Origin of the sequence: Marinobacter sp. CHS3-4, assembly GCF_030053415.1 — a bacterium.
Classification (GTDB): Bacteria; Pseudomonadota; Gammaproteobacteria; order Pseudomonadales; family Oleiphilaceae; genus Marinobacter.
The window spans coordinates 81,536-103,665 of record NZ_JASGBJ010000004.1; the positions used below are offsets into that span (position 1 = coordinate 81,536).

Genomic DNA, 22,130 nt, shown 5'->3' on the forward strand with positions numbered 1-22,130 from the left:
TGTTCCATTGCCTATCTGCTTTTAACCAACTGACGTGGTAGACTCTGCGAAAATTTTGACGGTGCGCTGAAACAGCGAATAGCCCTGTCTGGGCATGGATACCTTGGGTGAATCGGGCAGCCTTTCTATGTGGAATTCGATACTGTTGGCTTTTTTCAGATTCGCAGCCAGTGGCTGGGTGCCCGCACGGTGGTTTGAACCACATCTCCCGCCGGAAGAACGACGGGCTGCGAAAACTGGCCATTTAAAGCTTGAAGTAGTCAGTCACTGTTGGAATTACTCCCACTTTCTTGTGTACCAGCTCAGTTCTCTGGTGCTGTTTCCTCCGTCAAAACTCGACGTCACCATGACGGTTTTCTACAGCCCGGAAGACACCAAAACCGGGGAGCTTCTGGCGTTCTTTGAAAAACAAGAGGTTCCTGGCGTAACCTGGAACTGGCAGCCGATCCCCAAACAGCAGCTGTTCCGTCGCGGGATCGGTCGCAACAAAGCGGCCCTGGCCACCCAATGCGATTGGGTGTGGTTTACCGACTGTGACCTGATGTTTCGTGAAGGCACCCTGGATGCACTGGCGGAGGCATTACAAGGTCGTCGTGATGCACTGTTGTTTCCGTCCAGGGAGCACACCACAGACTTGCTGGCGGCGGATAACCCCATGTTGCAGGCTGGCAGTGCTGAGCCGCAAGTTCTGGATATAAACACGACGTCATTCACCTCTCGCGACATCTCAAAGGCGACAGGGCCGCTTCAGATCGCTCATGGCGATGTGTGCCGGGCAGTCGGCTACTGCCGTAACATCGGTCTGTATCAGCAGCCGGTCGAGAGTTTCGCAAAATGCCACGAGGATCGCGCTTTCCGATGGTTGCTGCGTAGCCAAGGCACACCCATTGATGTGCCGGGCGTATTCCGGATTCGGCATGTTTCAAAAGGTCGCTATACAGGCAACACGGCCCGGAGCAAATTTCGGACAAAGCTGCGTGTCTGGCAATCGCGATGGCGAGACCGTAAGCAGGGAAAAGGGTCATGAGCCAACCCGATGACATTGCCCTGGTCACGCCCACCTGGGCCGGAGACATTGATCATTTCAGGGTCATGCGGGCGTCTCTAGAACAGTCTCCATTGGCGAATGTTCCTCACTACGTTGTTGTGCAGACTGAAGATCTATCTGAGTTTGAGGAATTCCGTGGCAGGTCAGGACTAACGCTTTTGACCACCAGAGATGTGCTTCCGGCAGAGGTTGAACATCGCAGGGTGAAAGCGCGGGTGCTTGCGAAGCGTTTTGGTCGCAACTTCACACGGATCTGTGGCAGCCTCAAGCGAACCCTTTCCTGGCCCAGCTGGCCTTCCTACACGGGATGGCACACGCAGCAGCTTTGCAAGCTCAAGCTGGCGAGAGACCTGAACGTGGGCACCGTTGTCGTCATTGATTCAGACGTGTTGGTGACACCCCACGCGAACGTCGACGACTTTTTCAGTGACTCCGGTGTGGTTTGTTTCGCACGGTGGCAGGAGAAGTCAAAGCTCGAAGGGAAAGTTCGCAACTGGACGGTGGAATCCGAACGGCTTGTTGGCGCCGAAGCAAACGGCTCTGAAGTGAACGTCTATTTTGATACACCGTTCGTGCTAGACAGAAATCTACTTACCTCTGCCTTGAATCATCTGGAATCGAAATCAGGAAAGCATTGGTGGTCAGCATTACTTGCCAGCCCGCCGCGACGCTGGTCTGAATTCGGGTATTACAAGACCTTTCTGGCTAGCACAGCAAATCAGGAAGTTGTCCAATGGCGAGAACCCTGGTTCTTTCGATATATTCGGGATACGAGCAATCCATCGGCCGTGTTGGAATCGGTAGACTCTTATATGTGTGACCCTGATGTCCACTACGTTACCATCCATTCCGAATCCAGCGGTCGCCACCAATGGCCTGCTGAAGACTTTTTGTTGCCTATACTCGCTGATTTAAGGGCTCGCCATGGAGGCTGCTCGCAATGACAGAACCGGGGATAACGTTTTGCGTGTTTTCCTACAATCGAGGCAACTTCCTCAAGAATTGCGTTGACTCGATCAGGCTTTGTGTCCCGTCGGCTGAAATCATCATTTTTGATGACGACAGCACGGATTCAGATACCCAGGAATACCTCTCGCAAATCAAGTCCTCCGTTCGAGTGGTCGGGCAGGAAAAGGCGGGTGAGATTAAACATGGCGGCCTGTATCACAATATGAATTGCGCTCTCAGAATGTGCAGTGATCGATCTCTGGTGTGTTTTCTTCAGGATGATACTCAGGTAGTGAGGCCTGTTTCGGATGAGGATTTTTCCGTTATCGATAGCCTTTTTGCGAGAGACAGCTCCCTCGGTTTCATTCATCCCTGTTTTATCCGCGGAATCAGTCTCAAGAAGAGGCCTTTGACGCCGCTCAATGGGCGCGATGAAAGTGTGTTTTTCAGAAAGGACACGGGACAGAGTGCCGGCATTCACTATTCTGATCTTGTGGTGTTCAAGCCCTCCCGGCTATTGCATGCAGGCTGGAAGTTTGAGCAGTCCGAGCCCGAAAACGACCGGCAGGCGAGGCGGTTGTTTGGAATGATGGCTTACATGTGGTTGCCGTTTGCCATGTGGTTGCCAGAGGTCCCGGCGTACCGGGGAAAGCATAAAACTCTTGGCCTTAGATTGGCTGAAAGGAAAAAGCAGGTAGGATTTTTCCCTTTTAAAGTCTGGTCACAGGACACGGTGCAGGAAGCACGCCGCAATGCTGGTGAAACGCTACCCGTGGCCGAAGAGTGGCTGGAATGCATTCCAAAGGATCCACCGAAACCCTGGACTTATAATCCGCTCACTGGCCTTGGATTGTTTAAGCAACTTAACAACTTGGAAATCGCTATTCGACGGTGGATTAATCTGAACGGTCGACGGTAATTAACTCCCGATTCAACTACTTACGGTAGTCCAGGGTAGCAGCTTTTTATGGAGATGATGGTGCAGACACAGGCTAGACAAGGGGTGAAATTGACCAGACTTAATGTGCTTGTTTCTCTTTTACTCATTGTATTCCCGGCGTTGCTTCTTGTGGTTTCAAGCGGAGGAAGTACGCCCTATCACATTATGGCGGTGGTTGGTCTTGTTTGCCTGGCGATTCGACGCCCACAACTGCCTCGGCCACTGAGCGCCGATGAAAAACTGGCTCGCACCGGCTTTTATGCGTTTACTCTGGCAGTGTTGATTTCATTGGTGGAAACCGGTTTTAGTCGGGAAGCTGTAAAAGACTTGGATGTGCTCCTGAGGCCACTCTGGGCAATCCTCATCCTTTACCTTTTCGTCAGAGTGAATGTCTCAGAAGCTCTGCTGTGGTTTGGTGTTGCCCTGGGCGCAATCGTCGCAGGCTCAAGTGCGCTCTATGAAACGCTGACTGTTGATAGCTACGTCCGTGCAAATGGCGCAACCAGTGCAATCACCTTTGGCAATACGGCCCTGTTGATGGGGCTGATGGCCGCAGTTGGTGCCCCTTATTTCCAAAAGCTGGGGCGGTGCTATGTCGTGGTGCCCGTGCTGGCGCTTCTCTTCGGATTGATGGCAAGTCTGCTCTCGGGCAGCCGTGGCGGATGGCTGGCTCTGCCGGCCTTGCTCATGCTGCTGCTCTGGCATTTCTGGAGAGAAGGCTACAGGCGTACTTCAATTGTCTCGGCTGTATTGCTGTTATGCTTCTTTGCAGTCGCAGTTGCACTGCCTCAGACTGGGGTCATTGAAAGAGCGGAAGAGGCGGTTCTGACGTTTAATCAATACTCGGAGGATCCGGCGCAATATGGTGATACGTCCGTCGGACAAAGACTGGAATTGTGGCGCGCCTCGTGGAACATGTTTCTGGAATATCCGATTTTTGGCGGAGGAATAGGGCACTCTTTCAATGCCTACCTGAAAGAGGGCGTGGCCGAAGGGCTTTATCACCCAAGTTCCGTGGTGCAAACGATGCCGCATAATGTCTGGCTCGATACCCTCGCGATGCAGGGCCTGGTTGGGCTTGCGGGTCTTCTTGGAATCTGGGGCGCGCTGACGGTGGTGTTTGTGAGAGCTGTCGGGAGACAGCAAGCAGAATCCAGAATGCTGGGAGTAGCAGGGCTGGTTCTTATGGTCGGTTACAATCTATTCGGTTTGACGGAGTCTGTTATGGGGTATGGTCCGCCCCTCGTTTTCTTCAGCCTTTATTCGGCTTTGATCGTTTATCGAATTGCCCAGGCGCGCCTTGAAACAACGCCGTCGCGGCAACCCGGTTAATCCTTAGAACTTACCTGGAATGCAAGCCATGTCTAACAGACTTCTATTCTGCGTGTTTTCATACAATAGAGGAGAGTTTCTGGAGAATTGCATTCGGTCAATTGAGCAGTGCATTCCCGAAGCAGACATTGCCATTTTTGATGATGACAGTACCGAACCTCATACTCGTAAGGCTCTGGAACGCCTATCCGGGCACCATGAAGTTCTAAAACCCGGTAATCAGTCAACTCACAAGCTGGGTGGGCTGTATGGAAACATGCAGTCAGCCTTGGAATATGCTCGTGAACGTGACCTGGTGTGCTTCATCCAGGACGATATGCAGGTGGTGCGCCCGGTCACTAGTGAAGAAATCAAGATCTTGCATCTTGCGTTCGAACAGCACCCCAAGCTGGCATTCCTTCATCCCTGTTTTCTCAAAGGCATCAATCGCCAAAGGGATGAAAACACGCTAACCTACGACTCCGAACTCAATGCCTACAAGCGAAAAGCCACAGATCAGAGCGCCGGCCAGTATTTTTCCGCCATTCTGATCACTCGTCCCGCCCGATTATTGGATCAGGACTGGCATTTCAAAGCTTCTGAGCCCGCTAACGATTCGCAGGCAAGAAACTATTTCGAGACGATCGGGCATATGTTCGCGCCTTTTATGATGTGGCTGCCGGAAGTTCCTGCCTACCGGGGCAAAAGAAAAACCCTCGCGTTGAGGCTTGCAGAAAAGCGCCGCGGTTGTGGTCTTTTCCCTTATGAAATTTTGAGTGAACAGGATGTAGAGCAGCTGCTGGAGCGCCCGAAAGATGTGCTGCCGTTTGCCGAAGATTTTCTAGTTTGCTCGAATTCCGACCTCCAGAAGCCTTGGGGTTACTATCCCATGCAAGGCAGCCGTTTCCTGAAAAAACTTAACAGTCTTGAACTGGCGCTGCGAAATCTCTTCTGAAATTAACGGTTCTCATATGGCCGATGACGTCGAAAATGATGATCTCTACAAGCACCCACTAATTCACGTGGTGGTTGTTGAGCTGCACCATCACAGTGACTTGATAGATAATCTCATCAAGGTGCTTCGACAGGAACGCTTCAGAATGACGTTGATCACGGTCAAATCCGTCTATGACAACATGGGGCATGATTGGGGCCAGACAGAAGAGTGGCTAGAGGTCTTCTGTATGGACCGTCATGAAGATGTCTCTAGCTACATAGACCGAATGGCGCCAGTCTTTAAAGATGCCGACATTCTTTATTTCAATACGGTGCGGGATTTCTGGGCAGAGTTAGGCGCCATACCGCGCAGCTGCCCGGCGATGCTTCGTATTCACAATGCCCATGCCGATCTGGCGCCCGCCAGCCATTTTGAGCGCCCCTGGACTAGATTTCCCGGGATACTTTCACATCTGATCCGCAAGGTTTGGATAGGAGGAGAGTGGCGAAAAAGAAAGCAGTTCCTGGCGGACATGGATTACGTCATGTTTCCTAACCAGGCAATCACGGACTATGTTCTGGCGCACGGTTGGATTGAAGAATCCAGGGTCCTGCCGCCGGTTGTTCCGTTTGCCTTTCTCGGAGAATCCAGTGCTAAGCCCAACGATCAGAACCGGTGGGTGACTGCCGCGATCACCGGTAAAGTCACGAACGCGAAAAAAGACTATGGACTGGTCTATCAGGCCTTAAAAAACTGCCTACCTGATTTGGAGTCACCTCTGCGCCTGATATTGCTGGGTAAAGCAGGTGATAAGCAGGCCGAAAAAATCGTGGCAGACTTTAAATCATTAGAGTCAGATCGGTTCAGCCTGGATTACAGCACCAGCTTTATAAGCCCGGATGAGTTTGAAAAGAAGATCGCTGAAGTTGATTTTCTCTTGGCTCCAATCAGGGTCCAGACTCATTTCAGAAAGTACAGTGAAGTCTACGGCAAGAGTAAAATGTCGGGTATCGAGAACGACATACTGCTCTACAGAAAGCCTTCCATAGTCACGGCCAGATACGGTATTCGTGGAGAGATGGATAAGGTTGTCGATTACTTTGAGCCAACGCCACAATCCCTGGCAGCGACCTTGACGGAGTGGGTCAAGAACAAGCCATACAGGCATCTGCAATCGCACTTTGATGGGATGGATCAATATCGCCCTGAGGGAGTCGCAAAAAACTTCTACCGTCTGTGTGAAGCGCTGACAAGCAAAACCACCTGCAAAGAATCTGAGAAGCAGTGACTCTGAAGGCGTTCAAAAGACCTCATTGATGACGGCGGTCTGATAGGCATCTTTGTCCTGCTCTGCTTCGTAAATAGAGCCTTCTGTTTTTTGGGAAGTCAGATATCCCTCTTTATGGGCCAGGTGCCATATCGGGTACCCGTTTTTTCGTGCAAAACAGCCTACCCAGATATCCGCCATGTTTTTTCGTTTAAATTCGCTGATTGGAATGCTGAAAAAACGGGTATCAAACGCCATCACGCCCGTTCCACCAAATTGAACTTTCAGGGTTTTTCTTTCATTACGCCCGTAACGGTATTTTTTGGCCTTGTCTTTATAGAAGCTCTTGATCGGGAATGATTTGAAGATTCTCCCGTTAAAGGTAACGACGCCATATTCATCTACTTTTTGAGTAATATCTTTGACGTAGGTTGGTGGATAAACGATGTCGTCGTCGCAGGTTAAATAATACCCGTCGACTTGTTCCTGAAAGAGAAACTTGCCCGCGTCCCCAAGTGAGTTGTCGGCAAGAATGGTATTAATTTTGGGGTCGTCAGCAAAAGGATCGGCTTCGTAGTCGTTCAGGCAAAGGTTGATGACGTCAACCTGGGAATACAGACTTTCGATTGTTTTTTCGAGCATTTCCCGACGGTTCGGCACTGAGGCAATATTGGCTGATATTGTTTTCATTCAGACTCCCATCTAATTTGCTGGATATTTGCCCTATCTATTGGTTGGCCGAGTCGAGTTGCTCGATGCCACAATCGGTGCGAGTTTTCTTCTGTTTCTCGCTGTCGACCCGCAAGGCCTTATTCGCAGCGACCAGCTCGGGGTCTTTGTAGCCACGTTTGTGGTCCAGGTGAATCACGATCGCGTTATAGCGAACGTGCTTAGGCTTGATGCCGGAGTTGATCAGGCGTACGCCAAATTCCCTGTCCAGCCCACCCCAGGGCATTCTCTCGTCAAAACCGTTAACCGCCAGGATGTCTTTCAGCCAGGCTGATCCGTTTGAGCCTTTGAAATTACACGTCGCGGGGGTAAGCGTGTTAAAGATTTTTGCGCGTTTTGGGCCAGCGGTCAGTTTGCTGTTCTTATAACTGCTTTTCAGGCCATGGGCTTTTAGCCAGTCCAATTGAAAACAACGGCCGGAAAGTATGTCGTCTTTGGTGATCGCGAGGCTCGTGTCCATCGGAAGCTTATGGTAGCTGCCAGACAGGTAGGTAGATGGCCGAGCTTCCCTGGCATGAACCTCAAGAAAATCAATGCGAGGAATGCAATCGCCGTCGGTGAACACGACATAGTCTGATTCGACCTGCAGAATCGACTTGTTCAGAATCCGGCATTTTCGAAAGCCCTTGTCTTCCTGCCACACGTGCTTGATCGTCATGCCAGTTTCCTGGCGCAGGCGGTCAATCACCTCTCTGGTGTCTTCGGTAGATCCATCATCACCAATGACGATCTCGAAGTCTTTGTGTCTTTGGGCGCTGTAGCCCCAGAGCACTTTCTCCAGCCAGACAGGTGAGTTGTATGTAGTCATCACGACGGAAAGCTTCATAGTGTAAGTCCAGGCAAACAGGGCTATCAAACGATCAATAAGCGGTCAGATTATATCAGTTCCTTTTAGAGGGGTCTTGATCAACCAGCGCAATCCATTGGCTGTCCAGTCCTTTTACGTTTTCTAGCTTCCTTTTCGATACAGGTCAGGATCCTGTTTCGATGGACGGGTTTTGAACCGGCGATGCATCCAGAGGTATTGCTCGGGATGTTTTCGGATCTCGGTCTCGACCGCCTTATTGATCAGCGTTGCATCTTCCAGGTCATCGCCGGTTGGATAGTCTGCGATCGCAGGATAAAAATAGATGTCGTAACCGGGACCGTTCTCGCGACGAAAATGGCTAAAAGGCACGATCTGGCAACCACTGCGTCCGGCAATTCGGGAGGTTGCGGTAATTGAGCCTGCCGGTATTCCGAAAAAGGGAGCGAACACGATGTCTTTGTGGCCGTAATCCTGATCTGTCGCGTACCAGACCGTGCGGTTGTGTTTGAGTTGCTTCAGCAAGCCCCGGAGGTTTTTGGAGTCCAGCACTTTTCCATATCGGCGCTCCCTGGCGCGGGTCATGACAGCATTGATTAATGGGTTGTTATGGTCTCGTTGCATGACATCGGCATCAATAAACTCGGTGACAAGGCTCCCGCCCAGATCCAGTGTACTGTAGTGCCCTCCGAGCAGAAGTACGCCCTTGCCTTTGGCCAAAGCGTCATTCAGGTTCTGTAATCCATGAACCTGGGTTATATCCAGAAAATCCCTCGGGTTTCGAAACCAGGCCACCCCCAGCTCCATCAGACCAATTCCATTGGCGCAAAAGGAATCTTTGACGAGATTGGCCTGTTGCTGTTCGGTCAGCTCTGGGAAGCAAAGACGGATATTCACTTCCGTAATGTGCCGCCGTGATTTCATGAAGCGCCAGCTCAGACCACCAATGGTTCGTCCAATAGAATATTGGGCCTTAAGGGGAAGCTGGGCGACGAGCCACATGACGCTAATGAGCAGCCAGGTTGGCCACCAACGCGGATGGACGTACCGGCGGTAGTTGGTGTCACGCACCCGATAGCTTTTTCTGGTCACGTATCGGCACTCTTCAATTTGGAAAGACGGTTAATTTGGAACGCGTTGGACGCTTTAGAACTTCGGAAGTTTACCAGCGTCGGCTTATTGGTCTAAAGCAGCATTTTGCGATTCTGAGGGCAGTAATGCCCAGTGGAAGACGTTGCCAGAGGCTTTATGTAGAATGATCGGCGCGTAAAGCCTGCCAGGAATCACGATGCTGCATTTTTTTTACTCTCTGTTTTTTCGGTTAGCACTGCCTTTCGTTCTTTTAAGGCTCTGGTGGCAGGGACGAAAAAACCCGGACGCGTTTGTTCGCTGGCAGGAAAGGCTGGGCTATGTAGAGCCGACAGGGGAAGAGGTTATCTGGGTGCATGCTGTGTCTGTCGGCGAAACCATCGCGGCTGCGCCCCTGGTCAAGGCTTTGCTGCGTCGCAAACCGGAGATTCCCATTCTGATGACTGCGATGACCCCAACCGGGGCAGAGCGCGCTCGGGCGCTGTTTGGTGATCAGATTCAATACGCCTTTTCACCGTACGATACGCCCGGCGCTGTTCAGCGTTTTATTGACAGAATCCGGCCAAAGGCTCTGGTGATCATGGAAACTGAGCTGTGGCCCAACATGGTGGCCTACAGCAAACATAAACACGTGCCAGTCTTCCTGATTAATGCCCGTTTGTCAGAACGTTCTGCCAAAAGATACCGCTGGGTCGCGTCCACGGTTCGTCCACTGTTACAAAGCCTGTGTTGGATTGCGGCCCAGGCTGAAGACGACGCAAAACGCTTTTTGAGGATTGGAGCTCATCCTTCGTCGGTCTCGGTGACAGGCAGTATCAAGTTTGATGTAGTTATCACGGATTCAACCCGAATCCAATCGACCCGGCTGCGAGAGCGACTTGGTGCAGATCGTCCAGTGTGGATTGCGGCCAGTACTCACGATGGCGAAGACCGCCAGATACTCGAGGCGCACCAGGCCGTTCTGAGCCGTCATCCGAATGCCTTGTTGTTGATTGTCCCGCGGCACCCCGAACGCTTCTCAGCGGTAGCTTCACTTATTACCAGCATGGATTTGAGTGTTCGATGCCGATCTGAGGAATCTACTGCCACTGATGACAGCGATTATTCGAACTGCCAGGTCTATCTCGGTGACACGATGGGCGAACTGTTGATGCTTTATGGTGCATCGGATGTTGCCTTTGTTGGTGGTTCATTGATCGAAAGAGGCGGGCATAATCCGCTTGAGCCGGCTGCGTGGGGGCTGCCCGTGCTGTCTGGACCTCATATATTTAATTTCGAGGCCATCTATAGCCAGCTTAATAAAGGGAAAGCCGTCTATATGACACCGTCTGCGTCGTCGCTGGCCGATTGTGTCAATCATTTGTTTGATGACCGAAGCGCGGCTGCGATGGCGGGTGAGAACGCGCTTGCAGTCGTGAATGCCAATCGTGGAGCGCTTGAGAAAGTAGTAGACGGAATCGTTGAGCGGGTCTGATTAACGCGCTATCGGAAGGCATCGTGCCTCCCGATAGCGGCTTCACTCACTGAGTGGGGTCGTTAAGCGTCGCGTCTTCGTTGGCCAGTGCTTCAATGCCAGGTGCGGAGGCGCTCAGCCAGTTATTAAGGTCCGCCAGGTCCTGGGGATTCAGTGTGCCAGCGGCCTGTTTCAAGCGAAGTGAGTTTACGATGTAGTCGTACCGGGCATTGGCAAAATCACGCAAAGCCACGTAATAGTTCCGTTCCGCGTCCAGCACTTCCACGATGTTACGAGTACCAACTTCATAACCTGCACGGGTTGCGTCCAGAGCGCTGCGGCGGGAAATGATGGTCTGTTCCAGAGCAGATGCGGACTCTATATTTGTGTTGACCGTGCGATAGAGACTGCGCGTGTTTACCCGAACATCCCGTCTGACAGTCTCAAGGGACTGCTCGGCCGCTGTTACCAGAGATCGTTGTTGTCTCACGCCGGCTTGAGTGCCGCCACCAACGTATAGAGGCACGTTGAGGGTCAAGCCAATTTGGGCTTCCGTTGTCTCACCATCCCTCTGTAGTGTCGATGGCTGTTCAAGACCGTCGGTATCGGAGACGCCGTAGGAGGCGTTTAGATCGAGTGTCGGCAAATGGCCGGATTTTGCCGTCTTCAGATTCGCCTCTGAGGCGTTCAGATCAGACAGAGCAGACTGGATTTGCCAGTTCTGATCCAGAGCCAGGTTCTCCCAGGCCGAAGGGCTCATCGGGTCGGGGCGCCCAAGAGGGAAGTTGCGCCGCAGGTTGTTCAGCTTTTCCTCGTATTCGCCGGTCAGACGCGATAGTTGCTCGCGCGCAATGGCCAGATCACTTTCCGCCGCAATTCGCTGGCTTTTGCTCGCGTCATAGGTTGCCCTGGCTTCGTACACTTCGGTGATCGCTATCAAGCCTACATCAAATCTTTCCTGAGCCTGCTCATACTGACGTTGGAAGGCGGCTTCAGCAGCGCGGGTTACGGTCAGGGTGTCTGCGGCCCGCAACACGCCGAAATAAGCGGTAGCGACGTCCAGAATAAGTTGTTGCTGTGCCAGGTTGTAGTTCGCCCTGGCGGCCTCGGTCTGGAACTTGCTGGCATCGTAGCGGAACCATTCATCGGCCCTGAAGAGCGGCTGCGTCGCGCGAACGCCATAGGCAAAGGTCTTATAGCTGTTGTCCTGGTTTGGTCCGTCCACGTCTGTGTGGTTTGCTTCACCAAAACCAACCACTTCCGGCAGCAGGCTGCTGCGCGTGACGTTGCTGGCCGCCTGCTGGGCTTCAAAAGAGGCCTTGGCAGTCGCAATACCCGAATCGTAGGAGAGTGCTTTCTTGTAGGTTTCCACCAGATCCATGGATACCGCAGGCTGGGCTGCGAGCAGGCCGATAAGCCCGGAAAGCAGTCGTTTTTTCATGATATCTCCTAACGTTGGCATGCGCGTCGAGACCGCATTATGGACAATAATGAGGTCGACCTCTACACTTGCGATTGGCACTGATTGAGAGTGTCATCTATTGAATTCGCGTCTTGACGGGGTGCTGGCACCAGAAAACCTGTGTAGCTGGCTGAGATTGCAAAGCAGAACCCGCGACCTGATCCGGATAATACCGGCGTAGGGATTGAGATTGTCGATAGTGTTTCACGCTTCTTGCGTGCTACTGCCTCCGTCATGCGCGACCCTAACTTTTACCTTCAGGGGCGCTTTATGACCGATCTACCGTCTTACCTCAGTGATTCCGCCGCAGTTGATTCTGCTGCCATCAAACCCTTGCCTCAGTCCCGAAAGGTGTACGTTCAGGGTAGCCGACCCGATCTCAGGGTGCCTATGAGGGAAATTACAGTGGGCGATACGCCGACGGATATGGGCGGCGAGAAAAATCCGCCGGTGGCCGTTTATGATACGTCCGGCCCCTACAGCGATCCCGACGCAAAGATTGATTTGCGCAAAGGGTTGCCTTCAATCCGTGGTAACTGGATAGCAGAGCGCGGGGATGTTGAGCAATTGCCTGACTACACGTCAGAGTTCACGCGCCGTCGCATGAAAGACCCCCAGCTGGACCCGCTCCGATTCATGGACGAGCGCAAACCACTGAGGGCCAAACCCGGAAAAAACGTCAGCCAGATGCACTACGCCCGGCAGGGAATCATCACGCCAGAGATGGAATATATTGCCATCCGTGAGAACCTGAAATTGCAAGAGGCTAGAGAACAGGGGCTTCTCAAAGATCAGCACCCGGGCCAGTCGTTCGGTGCTTCACTACCGCAAGAGATTACACCGGAATTTGTACGCAGCGAAGTAGCGCGTGGGCGTGCGATTATTCCGGCAAATATCAATCACCCTGAAACAGAGCCCATGATTATCGGCCGGAATTTTCTGGTCAAAATTAACGGGAACATCGGCAACTCCGCAGTAAGCTCTTCGATCGAAGAAGAGGTAGAGAAGCTGACCTGGGGTACCCGCTGGGGTTCAGACACCATCATGGATTTGTCCACAGGGAAGAACATTCACGAAACTCGCGAATGGATTATTCGGAATTCGCCGGTGCCGATCGGCACGGTCCCAATTTATCAGGCGCTGGAAAAGGTGGGCGGAGCCGCTGAGGATCTTTCCTGGGAAATCTTCCGGGATACCCTGATTGAACAGGCAGAGCAGGGTGTGGATTACTTTACGATTCACGCCGGTGTACGTCTGCACCATGTCCCGATGACCGCCAAACGCACCACGGGCATCGTCTCGCGGGGCGGTTCCATCATGGCCAAATGGTGTCTCGCTCACCATAAGGAGAGCTTCCTCTACGAGCACTTTGAAGACATCTGCGAAATTATGAAGGCCTACGATGTGTCCTTCAGTCTGGGCGATGGTTTGAGACCCGGGTCGATTGCCGATGCCAACGACGACGCTCAGTTCGGCGAACTGGAAACGCTTGGTGAGCTGACCAAAATTGCCTGGAAGCACGACGTCCAGGTGATGATCGAAGGGCCGGGCCATGTGCCGATGCACTTGGTGAAGGAAAATATGGAAAAGCAGCTGGAATGTTGCGACGAAGCGCCTTTCTATACGCTTGGGCCGCTGGTTACCGATATCGCACCGGGTTACGACCACATCACCTCTGGCATCGGCGCAGCCATGATTGGCTGGTATGGCTGTGCCATGCTTTGCTATGTCACGCCCAAGGAGCATCTGGGGCTTCCCAATAAGGATGATGTGAAAACCGGGATCATCACCTATAAGATCGCTGCCCATGCGGCTGACCTTGCGAAAGGTCATCCGGGCGCGCAGGTTCGGGATAATGCCCTTTCCAAAGCGCGTTTCGAGTTCCGCTGGGAAGACCAGTTCAATCTGGGGCTGGATCCGGATACGGCCCGCGCTTATCACGATGAAACATTGCCAAAAGAATCCGCCAAAGTGGCGCACTTCTGTTCAATGTGCGGTCCAAAGTTCTGTTCAATGCAGATTTCCCAGGAAGTACGGGAGTACGCGAAAGAGCACGGGCTTGATGAGGTATCCGCGGTAGACGTCGGGATGAAAGAAAAGTCACGGGAGTTTGTGGAGGCTGGCTCGAAGCTTTACGACAAGGTTTAGCCGAGAGGCTGATTCCCAGCGGCACAAGGATGTGCCGCTGGGAGCATGTTCCGGAGCCCCTTCTATGTTGCGGTCCTCCAACGGCACTGAGCTAATGGAAGGGGCTTGCGCCAATGCTGAATCACCGGCTATCGTCCAGATTCGTTTCTAATTACGGATCAAAAATGGCCGAACCGTTCCAGTTTAAAAGTACTGACGTCACCATCGAAAAGCGCGAAACGGTATTCAAGGGCTTTTTCCAGATGGATAAGCTCTGGCTGACCCATCCGCGTTTTGATGGTCGGGAAATGCCCACATTCACTCGCGAGCTCTTCATCCGTGGGGATGCCACTTGCGTATTACCCTACGACCCCGACAGAGACGAAGTCGTCCTGCTCGAGCAGTTTCGACTCGGGGCGCTGGGCCGTGATCAATCTCCCTGGCTGCTTGAACTGGTTGCCGGCATGAATGAGGACGGCGAGACGCCCGAAGAAGTTGCTCAGAGGGAGGGGGTGGAAGAAGCAGGTCTTACTTTCGAGCCGCTGGAAAAAATCTGCAATTACCTGGTGTCTCCTGGCGGAACCACAGAGCTTATTCATCTTTATTGTGGACGAATCAGCACCGCAGCGGCTGGCGGCTTATTTGGCATGGAACATGAGCATGAAGATATCCGTGCCCACGTGTTCAGTGCCGACGAAGCCATCACAATGATTTATGATGGAAGGATTAACAACGCTGCGGCCATTATCGCGTTGCAATGGCTGCAACTGAATCGCCGGCGCCTAAAGGAGGGCTGGAGCTAGAATGACAGACTGGGTAATGAAGCAAAGGCGCTATGTACCGGATCTTCAAAGGTTTGGTGCGCTTTGCGATGGCAACTACATGCGACTTCGTCGGCTGCGCAAGCTGGAAGCCGGTGGGGAGCCTGTCTGTGAATTCGAGCTTCGTCGGCAAGACCAGTATCTGGGGCGTGTTCGAATAGAAGTGCTGCAGGTTGCCAAGTTCACCGAAACGTTGCTACTCCAGCAGATCCACAATGCTGGCCGCTGGCTTAACAATCCTCAGCTGACCGTGCGCGTGTATCACGATGCAGCGATGGCTGAGGTAATCAGCTGCTACCGCGACCGTCAGATTGCTCCGGTCAATGATTACCCCAACCGATTTATGCACCACCCCGACGAGAAAGTTCAGGTGAACAGCTTTCTGGCTGACTGGCTGGATTATTGCCTACGCTTCGGGCACTTACCGATGGAGCATTCAGTGTGGCCCGCCGGAGAGGGCGTGGACTAAGGTGGAATGTCCGTGATTTCGTGCCTGCTTTAGTATTAGAGTCCGTAAGAGTGTGTCGTAGTTGTCAAAATCGGCAATTTAAGACGGTAGTTGGGGTGGAATGTGACGAGATTCGGGACGTTGGAAGGCAATCTCACTAACCTGACGCCTGCAGTATCCAGAACCTTACACCGGACGAGAACGACGAAATCAGCAGTGTCATGACAGAAAGCGACCGACCAAAGCCTTTTCGGGTACTACAAATCACCGACCCTCATCTGATGGCCAACCCGGCAGGTGAGCTTTTGGGTGTGAATACCCGAGACAGTCTGGACGCTGTCATCGAACAAGTATTAAACGACTTTGGCCAGCCTGATTACGTGCTGGCCACAGGGGATATTTCACAAGACGCCTCTGAAGAAGCCTATCGGGTTTTTGGCGAGAAGCTTAAAGCCTTCCATTGCAAATCGGCCTGGGTTGCGGGTAATCATGATGATTCGCGATTGCTGGATCGAGTTGCATCAGAATTCAATGCTCACCATCGTAGTCTCACCATGGGTGGTTGGCAGATAGTCCTGCTTGATACCTCAGTGCCGGGAAAGGTCTACGGCGAATTACCGGAGTCTGAGCTTGCCTTTCTGGAGAAGACGCTTGCCGACAGCCCGGACACGCCAACGCTGGTTTCGCTACACCATCATCCAGTAGACATCAATACCCGCTGGATGTCCTCGATTGGCCTGAGGAATCAGAAAGACTTCTGGCGCGTCATTGACCGTTTCCCACAGGTCAAAACCGTTTTGTGGGGCCATGTTCACCAGGAATACGACGAAGTCCGGAATGGTGTGAGGCTTCTTGCGACCCCGTCGACTTGCATACAGTTTACGGCCGGTTCAGAAAAGTTCTCGGTAGAAGAAAAGTCGCCTGGATATCGCTGGTTTGAGCTTATGCCCGATGGTGAGTTCAGGACCGAAGTAAGGCGAACGGAAAACTTCCATTTCGAACTGGACATGACCAGTACCGGTTATTAGGCCATTCATCCAGTGACAGAGTGCACTGTCATCATCGAGGTAAGCTGTATATAATTCTCTCCGGCTCAGGAAGAGCCTACAAAGCAATAAGCCATCTGATCTTCAAGGACCGAAGACATGCCCCAGTCCAGCGGACTGCAGTTCACCGCCCGTATTGGCGGACTCCCCCGTGACTTTTTCAGTGTGGTTGGTTTTGAGCTGACCGAGCGCCTGTCTGGCCTGTGCACGGGCCGGCTGGACCTGGCCAGTACCTTTTCCGACGTAGCCGCCTCCGACGTGCTGGAACAGCCGGTGGATCTGATCGTCTGGCAACAGGGCGAACCCCTGCGCCGCTTCACCGGCGTGGTCAACGAATTCGCCCGGGGCGACACCGGCCACCGCCGCACCCGCTACGAAGTCCTCTTCCAGCCGCCGTTGTGGCGCCTGGGCCTGATGCACAACAGCCGCATTTTCCAGACCCAAAGCACCGACGCCATCGTGCGCACCCTGCTGGAAGAGCGGGGCCTGATCGACACCACCTTTGATCTGAAACGTACCCCCATTGAGCGGGAATACTGCGTCCAGCATCGTGAAAGCGATTTATCCTTCATCGAACGCCTTGGCGCGGAAGAAGGCTGGCACTACCGATACAGCCACGGATCCGTGGATGGCGAAGACCAACCCCAACTGATCATCTCCGATCACCACGGCGATGCGCCCAGGCTTCCTGAGGCGGAATACAACACCAAAGCCGGTGGCAGTACCCAACAACCGGCCATCTTCCGGTTCCGCTATCAGGAGCGCGTCAGAGCCGCCTCCGTGGCCATGAAGGACTACACCTTCAAGAACCCGGCTTACGCCCTGATGCATGAACACCAGGCCGATAAACTGGACGCCCAGCGAACCGACTATCAGCACTACGACTACCCGGGCCGATTCAAAGCCGACGCCAGCGGCCAGCCCTTTACCGAATCACGACTGGACGCCCTGAGAAGCGACGCCAGCACCGCCACCGGCAAAAGCAACCGCGCAGACTTCACCGTGGGCGCCAAAGCAGAACTCACTGAACACGACAACGACGCCCTGAACCGGGAATGGCTGTTAACCAGCATCACCCACAAAGGTGAACAGCCCCAGGCACTGGAAGAAGAGGGCGGTAGCGAACCCACCACTTACTACAACGACTTCGAGGCCATTCCAGCGGATCGAACCTGGCGGCCGAACCCAAATACCATCCACCGTCCCCTCATGGACGGTCCCCAGATCGCGATCGTGACCGGCCCCGAGGGCGAAGAGATTCACTGCGATGAACATGGCCGGGTCAAAGTAAGGTTCCCCTGGGACCGCTACGCAAAGAACAATGAACACTCAAGCGCCTGGCTGCGAGTGAGCCAGGGCTGGGCCGGAGGCCAATATGGCTTCATGGCCCTGCCGAGAATCGGCCACGAAGTCATCGTGTCCTTCCTGGACGGCGACCCGGATCAGCCGATCATCACCGGGCGAACCTATCACGCCACCAACACGCCGCCCTATGCGCTGCCCGAACACAAAACAAGAACCACCTTAAAAACCCAGACCCACAAGGGCGAGGGCAGTAACGAGCTGAGGTTTGAGGACGAGGCGGACAAAGAACAGATCTACGTCCATGCCCAGAAAGACTTGGACCTGCTGACGGAAAACAACCGCACGGAAGTCATCAGGAATGACATCCACCGCACCGTCGAGAACAACGCCTTCAGCCACATCAAGGGCAATGAACACGCTACCGTGGATGGGGAGAAGCGAGAGTCCGTTGGCGGTGATTACAGTCTCACGGTAAACGGCAGCCAACACAGCAAACAGGGCAAGAATCAACTCATCGAAGCGGGCACCGAAATCCACCACAAGGCGGGCATGAAAATTGTCATCGAAGCGGGTGCCGAAATTACGCTAAAAGCCGGCGGCAGCTTTGTGAAGGTGGACCCCAGCGGTGTGACGGTGTCCGGGCCCATGGTGAAAATGAATTCCGGGGGTGGGCCGGGGAGTGGGACAGCAGCTGATGCGAAAGTTTCAAGCCTACCCGAAGCTCTGCTGGCGTCGGGAGAAAAAAATACACCAGAGGCGTTAGCTGACGTTGGGCACCGACCAGACGCCTCAGCGCAGCATTTGTTAAAAGAGGCCGCCAATGCAGGCAGCCTGACCGTTTCCGATTGTGAGTTTGATGAGCATGGACGCTGCAAATTACATCAACACGCTTGATAAGCTTGATTTGAACGTGGCCACTCCGGGTGAGCCAACCTTCGGGATTGTCGATCTTGCGGCGGACGAACAGTTCCTGAGCCGATTGTATGGCGGTATGACCCAGGTTGCCATTGAATGGTATAGCCTCCTTCTGGGCTCTTCCTGGCAGTCTGCCTGGGAGCAGGGCCCCATATTGCTAGACCTTACCGCTTCGCCCGATTTTACCTGCGAGCTGATTGACCTGATGGAGACAAAACCGCTGGGCGTGTTGATTCAGTCCTGCACAGACATCGCCACGATGCTGGAGCGCTGCCAGCGTTGGCTTTTCAATAGCGACGCTTCAATTCTGCGGTTTTACGAACCCCGAATGTTGACCCCGCTGATAGCAGCCATGAGCCCAGGGCAAAGACACGATTTGATCAGACCCGGAGAGTGCTGGGCATGGCACAACGGCTATGACTGGAAACAGTCCCCGTCGACTGATGAGAAAGCCGAAAAAGACGATTCTACGCCCAGGATAACAGCCGAGCAGCTCAGAGACGTTCAGCGATTTCGGCATGCCGCACATGCCCGGGAATATGCTCAGCACTACAGAGGCAATCTATCATCCCGCTCCGATCCGCAGGCCTGGGTTCTTGGCTGCCTCATAAACGCCAACGAATGGGGGTTTAAAACCAGAGCGGATCAGGAACGTTGGTTAAGGTTGGCGATTCGAAATGGTAATGACTTTTATCGGCAGGAAGCTTTTCAAGCGATCATGGAAAAGCAGGCATTGACACCGGAAGATCAGTTAGCAGCTATGGAAAGCAAATCGGAGGTTTTAAATGCCTGAGTACAAGGTCCAACCGGGCGACACTCTCACAGGCATTGCTGCCAGGCACGAGGTTTCGGTCAGTGACATCAAGGCCAGCAACGACATCATTGGCGACATCAACCACATTGAGAGTGGGTGGTTGCTGAATATCCCCGGACCAGAAGCGTCGTCCACCTGTACTATGCCCCCCTCCAAAGCGGCCAACGATGTCAGCACTGGTGAAGCATCCTCCGCTTGTGGCGTTGAGTATGCAGCCTTACTCCATCTCACGGACGAGCCTGATACGGTTTATGCACTGACCCAGATGCAGCTGGATGAAATTGACAGTGAGATCAAAACGCTGCAGGAACCGCTGATTGAGTTAAAACATAAAGAAGAAGGGCCAGAAGCAGATATTCCGGCAGCGCGGGAGGTGGCCTGGAACAAACTGAAAGAGCTGGGCGCATTGCCAGCGCCGAAGAAGAGCTCAACGGCCGAGGAGCTCTTAAATCAGTACGAGGCAAAGTGGGCCCTCGAAAGGAGAAGACTGGATCATCAAAGACGAAGACACACCCGCATCCGGTTTGAAATTGACCGAATCAGAGAACTGATATTCAAGCCTATAAAAGAAAAGCAACCGCTTCTTTCAGAAAAGGATCGACTGACTCTTGCGGTCTTTGAGGCCATGCATAAGGAGCTTACGAACACCCTGCCGTCTGTGGAGGCCACACTAGAGGCCCGCAAGGCGGCAGCCCGCGAGAGCCAGGGCGATATCGAAACCATGGAGAGGCAGCTAAAACTGCTGCGAGCGGCGCTCGAGGCAGAAATCAGCTATCGCATTGCGGAAGCGGATAGCGAAGAGCACGTCTCTAGGAAGGAGCAACTCAGAGTTGAGTCCGAGCGATTGAAAGAGGCCACGCGATGGCCGGGTTACATTGCTGAGTCTGATATTCGCACTCTCACCGAGCGCCAGAAGAAATTGAATCAGCTTGACGAGGAACGGACGCCGGTGTGGGATGCGATTACTTCGTTCGCAAAAAAAACCAGTCCAGTTTACTGGGCCTATGATCTGGCCACTGAAGACGAGGTCAGTCAGCAGTCGACAGCTCAGGAAGAATATAAACGTTTGGCCGTTGAACAGGAATTGATGCTGGATAGGCTCGTCCGGACGAGTGCACCTCACCCCGTTGACGTTCTTGCAACGCCCCAGGGCGGCCCCGAACGCACACTATTTGAAATTAAACACACCGGAACGGGCGGCTATCGCTATGTCCGCCGGGAGATGGCTGAACAACTGCGTAAGAACTGGCGCCCTTTGAAAATGGCGGATGTCAGAGCGGCAATGACATCCGGCGAACTGGAACGCGCAGTGGGTGAAGCGAAACAGGGGCTAAAAACCAGTAAATCCCTAAAGATGACATTGGCGCAGTGGCAAAGCTCAGAGGATAACTTCTTCAACCAACTGGAAGTCGAGCTCATAAATGCCAGCGCTGCCACCGAGGATGGCCGGTTTGCCGCTGATGCTGAAGCCCAGATGTTTCGCTTTGCCGCTAAAGCCGGCCTGAGTGCCGGATACGACGAGGAGAAACAAGAATGGTATGTCGGCGGTAAGGCCGAGGCCGCATACAGCTTGCTGCAAGGTCAGGCCTCGTTGAAAGCGCAGTTGCCTGACGCCACGGGTACGGCGTTAGTGCTCAAATACGCTGATCCTATGGGGGGGCAGAAACAGCTCCATTGCGGGTTTGTGAGAGCCGATGTTGAATACAAAATTCAAGGGTTTGTTGGTGCCTGTGCGTCTCTTTCTGCCAATGTAAAAGTGTCGACTAGCAAAAATAATGTCGGTATGCGGGGCGAAACGAACGGTGAGGCCTTTGCTGGAGGGACTGTCAGTAATGAAGCTAGCTTTTCAGTCAAATGGAAAGCAAGCTATGACTTTGTAAAGGAATCAGTATGCACTGCAGGCTGGGTGCCAGAAAAGGCGGATGCGGAATTTAAATCGCTATTAGACGTGAAAGCTGAAACAGCCGTATCAGCGGGTATTGGCGCAGCATTTGACTACAAAGTCAGTTACTCAGAAGGGAGCCTTGTTCTCTACACGAAAGGTAACCTGGTACTGGGGGTAGGGGGCGGCGGAGGCGTGGCTGCTGAGCTGAATGGTAGCCAGATCTGGGAACTTGTTAAATTCATTCGTTGGTCATTGGAGCAGTCTGATTTCCGTTTTTTGGAGTGGATAGAAAAGGAGGCGTTTGAGCATATTACGTTCTTGTTGAAGGTCTTTGCTGTGAGCGACAACGATTTTGGAGATCTAATCCAAGACAGCTTACTTCGTGTTGAGCAAGTATGGGAAAACTTGATGACGCCCGATACTAGAGTTCGAGATGCCGCTTTACGGATTCTACAAAACCAACATCTAGATGCACTTACTCCACCTGCAAAAGCGGAAATCCTATACATCCTTACAAGAGACAGTTCGACACTATTCAGTAATGACGATCCTTATCGTGAAGTTGGCGCCGAAGCCGCCCTTAAAGTATTAGAAACTATCAAAAGCCATCGTGAATTAATCGAAGTATTAAAGCGGATGGGCAAAGGTGACTCGAAGGGAGATTTCGACGATTTGAGAACGAATTACTCCGTGCTCATGTTTCAGAGGTTGTTTAAATCGAAGCAGTCTGCCAAAGCTGAGCAGTATCTGCGCAACTTATATGGGTGAGTGTATTCAGCT

Annotated in this window: 18 protein-coding genes and 1 riboswitch; of the genes, 14 read left to right on the plus strand and 4 right to left on the minus strand. The window is 53.0% G+C overall.

The features are described from left to right. Positions 1-127: 127 nt before the first annotated feature. From QLQ17_RS15765 to QLQ17_RS15790, 6 genes are read left to right on the plus strand one after another with little or no spacing between them, the layout of a single operon-like run. Entirely contained in the window at positions 128-1,027 is a 900-nt protein-coding gene (locus QLQ17_RS15765; RefSeq protein ID WP_283210566.1) for a glycosyltransferase, read from the plus strand. Then, positions 1,024-1,992 (plus strand): DUF6492 family protein, encoded by a 969-nt coding sequence (locus tag QLQ17_RS15770; RefSeq protein WP_283210567.1) that lies wholly within the window; start codon positions 1,024-1,026, stop codon positions 1,990-1,992. The genes QLQ17_RS15765 and QLQ17_RS15770 overlap by 4 nt, the downstream gene beginning before the upstream one ends. After that, a complete protein-coding gene (locus QLQ17_RS15775) occupies positions 1,989-2,915 on the plus strand; it encodes a glycosyltransferase family A protein (RefSeq protein WP_283210568.1) in 927 nt (308 codons plus the stop codon). The genes QLQ17_RS15770 and QLQ17_RS15775 overlap by 4 nt, the downstream gene beginning before the upstream one ends. Positions 2,916-2,963: 48 nt before the next feature. Then, positions 2,964-4,268, plus strand: a complete 1,305-nt coding sequence (locus tag QLQ17_RS15780; RefSeq protein WP_283210569.1) for an O-antigen ligase family protein — start codon at positions 2,964-2,966, stop codon at positions 4,266-4,268. Between the two features lie 28 nt (positions 4,269-4,296). Continuing rightward, positions 4,297-5,202: a glycosyltransferase family A protein gene (locus QLQ17_RS15785; protein WP_283210570.1), complete on the plus strand. Its 906-nt coding sequence runs from the start codon at positions 4,297-4,299 to the stop codon at positions 5,200-5,202. A gap of 16 nt (positions 5,203-5,218) precedes the next feature. Beyond that, positions 5,219-6,472 carry a hypothetical protein gene (locus tag QLQ17_RS15790; RefSeq protein WP_283210571.1) on the plus strand — a complete coding sequence of 418 codons (1,254 nt, stop codon included), beginning with the start codon at positions 5,219-5,221 and terminating at the stop codon, positions 6,470-6,472. Between the two features lie 12 nt (positions 6,473-6,484). Here the strand turns inward: QLQ17_RS15790 and QLQ17_RS15795 are convergent, their stop codons facing one another. From QLQ17_RS15795 to lpxL, 3 genes are all read right to left on the minus strand, one after another. Further along, a complete protein-coding gene (locus QLQ17_RS15795) occupies positions 6,485-7,111 on the minus strand; it encodes a hypothetical protein (RefSeq protein ID WP_283210572.1) in 627 nt (208 codons plus the stop codon). 67 nt (positions 7,112-7,178) lie between these two features. Continuing rightward, on the minus strand, positions 7,179-8,006 hold the full coding sequence (locus QLQ17_RS15800) for a glycosyltransferase family 2 protein (RefSeq protein ID WP_283210573.1): 828 nt from the start codon (positions 8,004-8,006) through the stop codon (positions 7,179-7,181). Positions 8,007-8,129: 123 nt separating this feature from the next. Next, positions 8,130-9,077 (minus strand): LpxL/LpxP family Kdo(2)-lipid IV(A) lauroyl/palmitoleoyl acyltransferase, encoded by a 948-nt coding sequence (lpxL, locus tag QLQ17_RS15805; protein WP_283210574.1) that lies wholly within the window; start codon positions 9,075-9,077, stop codon positions 8,130-8,132. A 196-nt stretch (positions 9,078-9,273) separates the two neighbouring features. On the opposite strand from lpxL, the gene waaA reads away from it, so the two are divergent. After that, positions 9,274-10,548 (plus strand): lipid IV(A) 3-deoxy-D-manno-octulosonic acid transferase, encoded by a 1,275-nt coding sequence (gene waaA, locus QLQ17_RS15810; protein WP_283210575.1) that lies wholly within the window; start codon positions 9,274-9,276, stop codon positions 10,546-10,548. Positions 10,549-10,594: 46 nt separating this feature from the next. On the opposite strand, the gene QLQ17_RS15815 is transcribed toward waaA, so the two are convergent. After that, complete coding sequence (locus QLQ17_RS15815; RefSeq protein WP_283210576.1) at positions 10,595-11,968, minus strand: TolC family outer membrane protein; 1,374 nt, start codon at positions 11,966-11,968, stop codon at positions 10,595-10,597. A 107-nt stretch (positions 11,969-12,075) separates the two neighbouring features. Further along, a riboswitch (TPP riboswitch) is annotated at positions 12,076-12,190 on the plus strand. Positions 12,191-12,259: 69 nt separating this feature from the next. On the opposite strand from QLQ17_RS15815, the gene thiC reads away from it, so the two are divergent. The 7 genes from thiC to QLQ17_RS15850 all read left to right on the plus strand — a co-directional run bounded on the left by thiC (position 12,260) and on the right by QLQ17_RS15850 (position 22,118). Continuing rightward, the gene (thiC, locus tag QLQ17_RS15820; protein WP_283210577.1) at positions 12,260-14,137 is read left to right on the plus strand and encodes a phosphomethylpyrimidine synthase ThiC; all 1,878 of its coding nucleotides are present in this window, start codon (positions 12,260-12,262) and stop codon (positions 14,135-14,137) included. A gap of 164 nt (positions 14,138-14,301) precedes the next feature. After that, positions 14,302-14,919, plus strand: coding sequence for an NUDIX domain-containing protein (locus QLQ17_RS15825; RefSeq protein WP_283210578.1), 618 nt, complete (start codon positions 14,302-14,304; stop codon positions 14,917-14,919). A 1-nt stretch (position 14,920) separates the two neighbouring features. After that, positions 14,921-15,406, plus strand: a complete 486-nt coding sequence (locus QLQ17_RS15830) for a DUF1249 domain-containing protein (RefSeq protein WP_283210579.1) — start codon at positions 14,921-14,923, stop codon at positions 15,404-15,406. 200 nt (positions 15,407-15,606) lie between these two features. After that, on the plus strand, positions 15,607-16,413 hold the full coding sequence (gene cpdA / locus QLQ17_RS15835; protein WP_283210580.1) for a 3',5'-cyclic-AMP phosphodiesterase: 807 nt from the start codon (positions 15,607-15,609) through the stop codon (positions 16,411-16,413). A gap of 117 nt (positions 16,414-16,530) precedes the next feature. Next, positions 16,531-18,630 carry a type VI secretion system Vgr family protein gene (locus QLQ17_RS15840; protein ID WP_283210581.1) on the plus strand — a complete coding sequence of 700 codons (2,100 nt, stop codon included), beginning with the start codon at positions 16,531-16,533 and terminating at the stop codon, positions 18,628-18,630. Continuing rightward, positions 18,599-19,444, plus strand: coding sequence for a DUF4123 domain-containing protein (locus tag QLQ17_RS15845; protein ID WP_283210582.1), 846 nt, complete (start codon positions 18,599-18,601; stop codon positions 19,442-19,444). Before QLQ17_RS15840 ends, QLQ17_RS15845 begins: the two co-directional genes overlap by 32 nt. Next, complete coding sequence (locus QLQ17_RS15850) at positions 19,437-22,118, plus strand: LysM peptidoglycan-binding domain-containing protein (RefSeq protein WP_283210583.1); 2,682 nt, start codon at positions 19,437-19,439, stop codon at positions 22,116-22,118. The genes QLQ17_RS15845 and QLQ17_RS15850 overlap by 8 nt, the downstream gene beginning before the upstream one ends. The last annotated feature ends 12 nt before the right edge of the window (positions 22,119-22,130 follow it).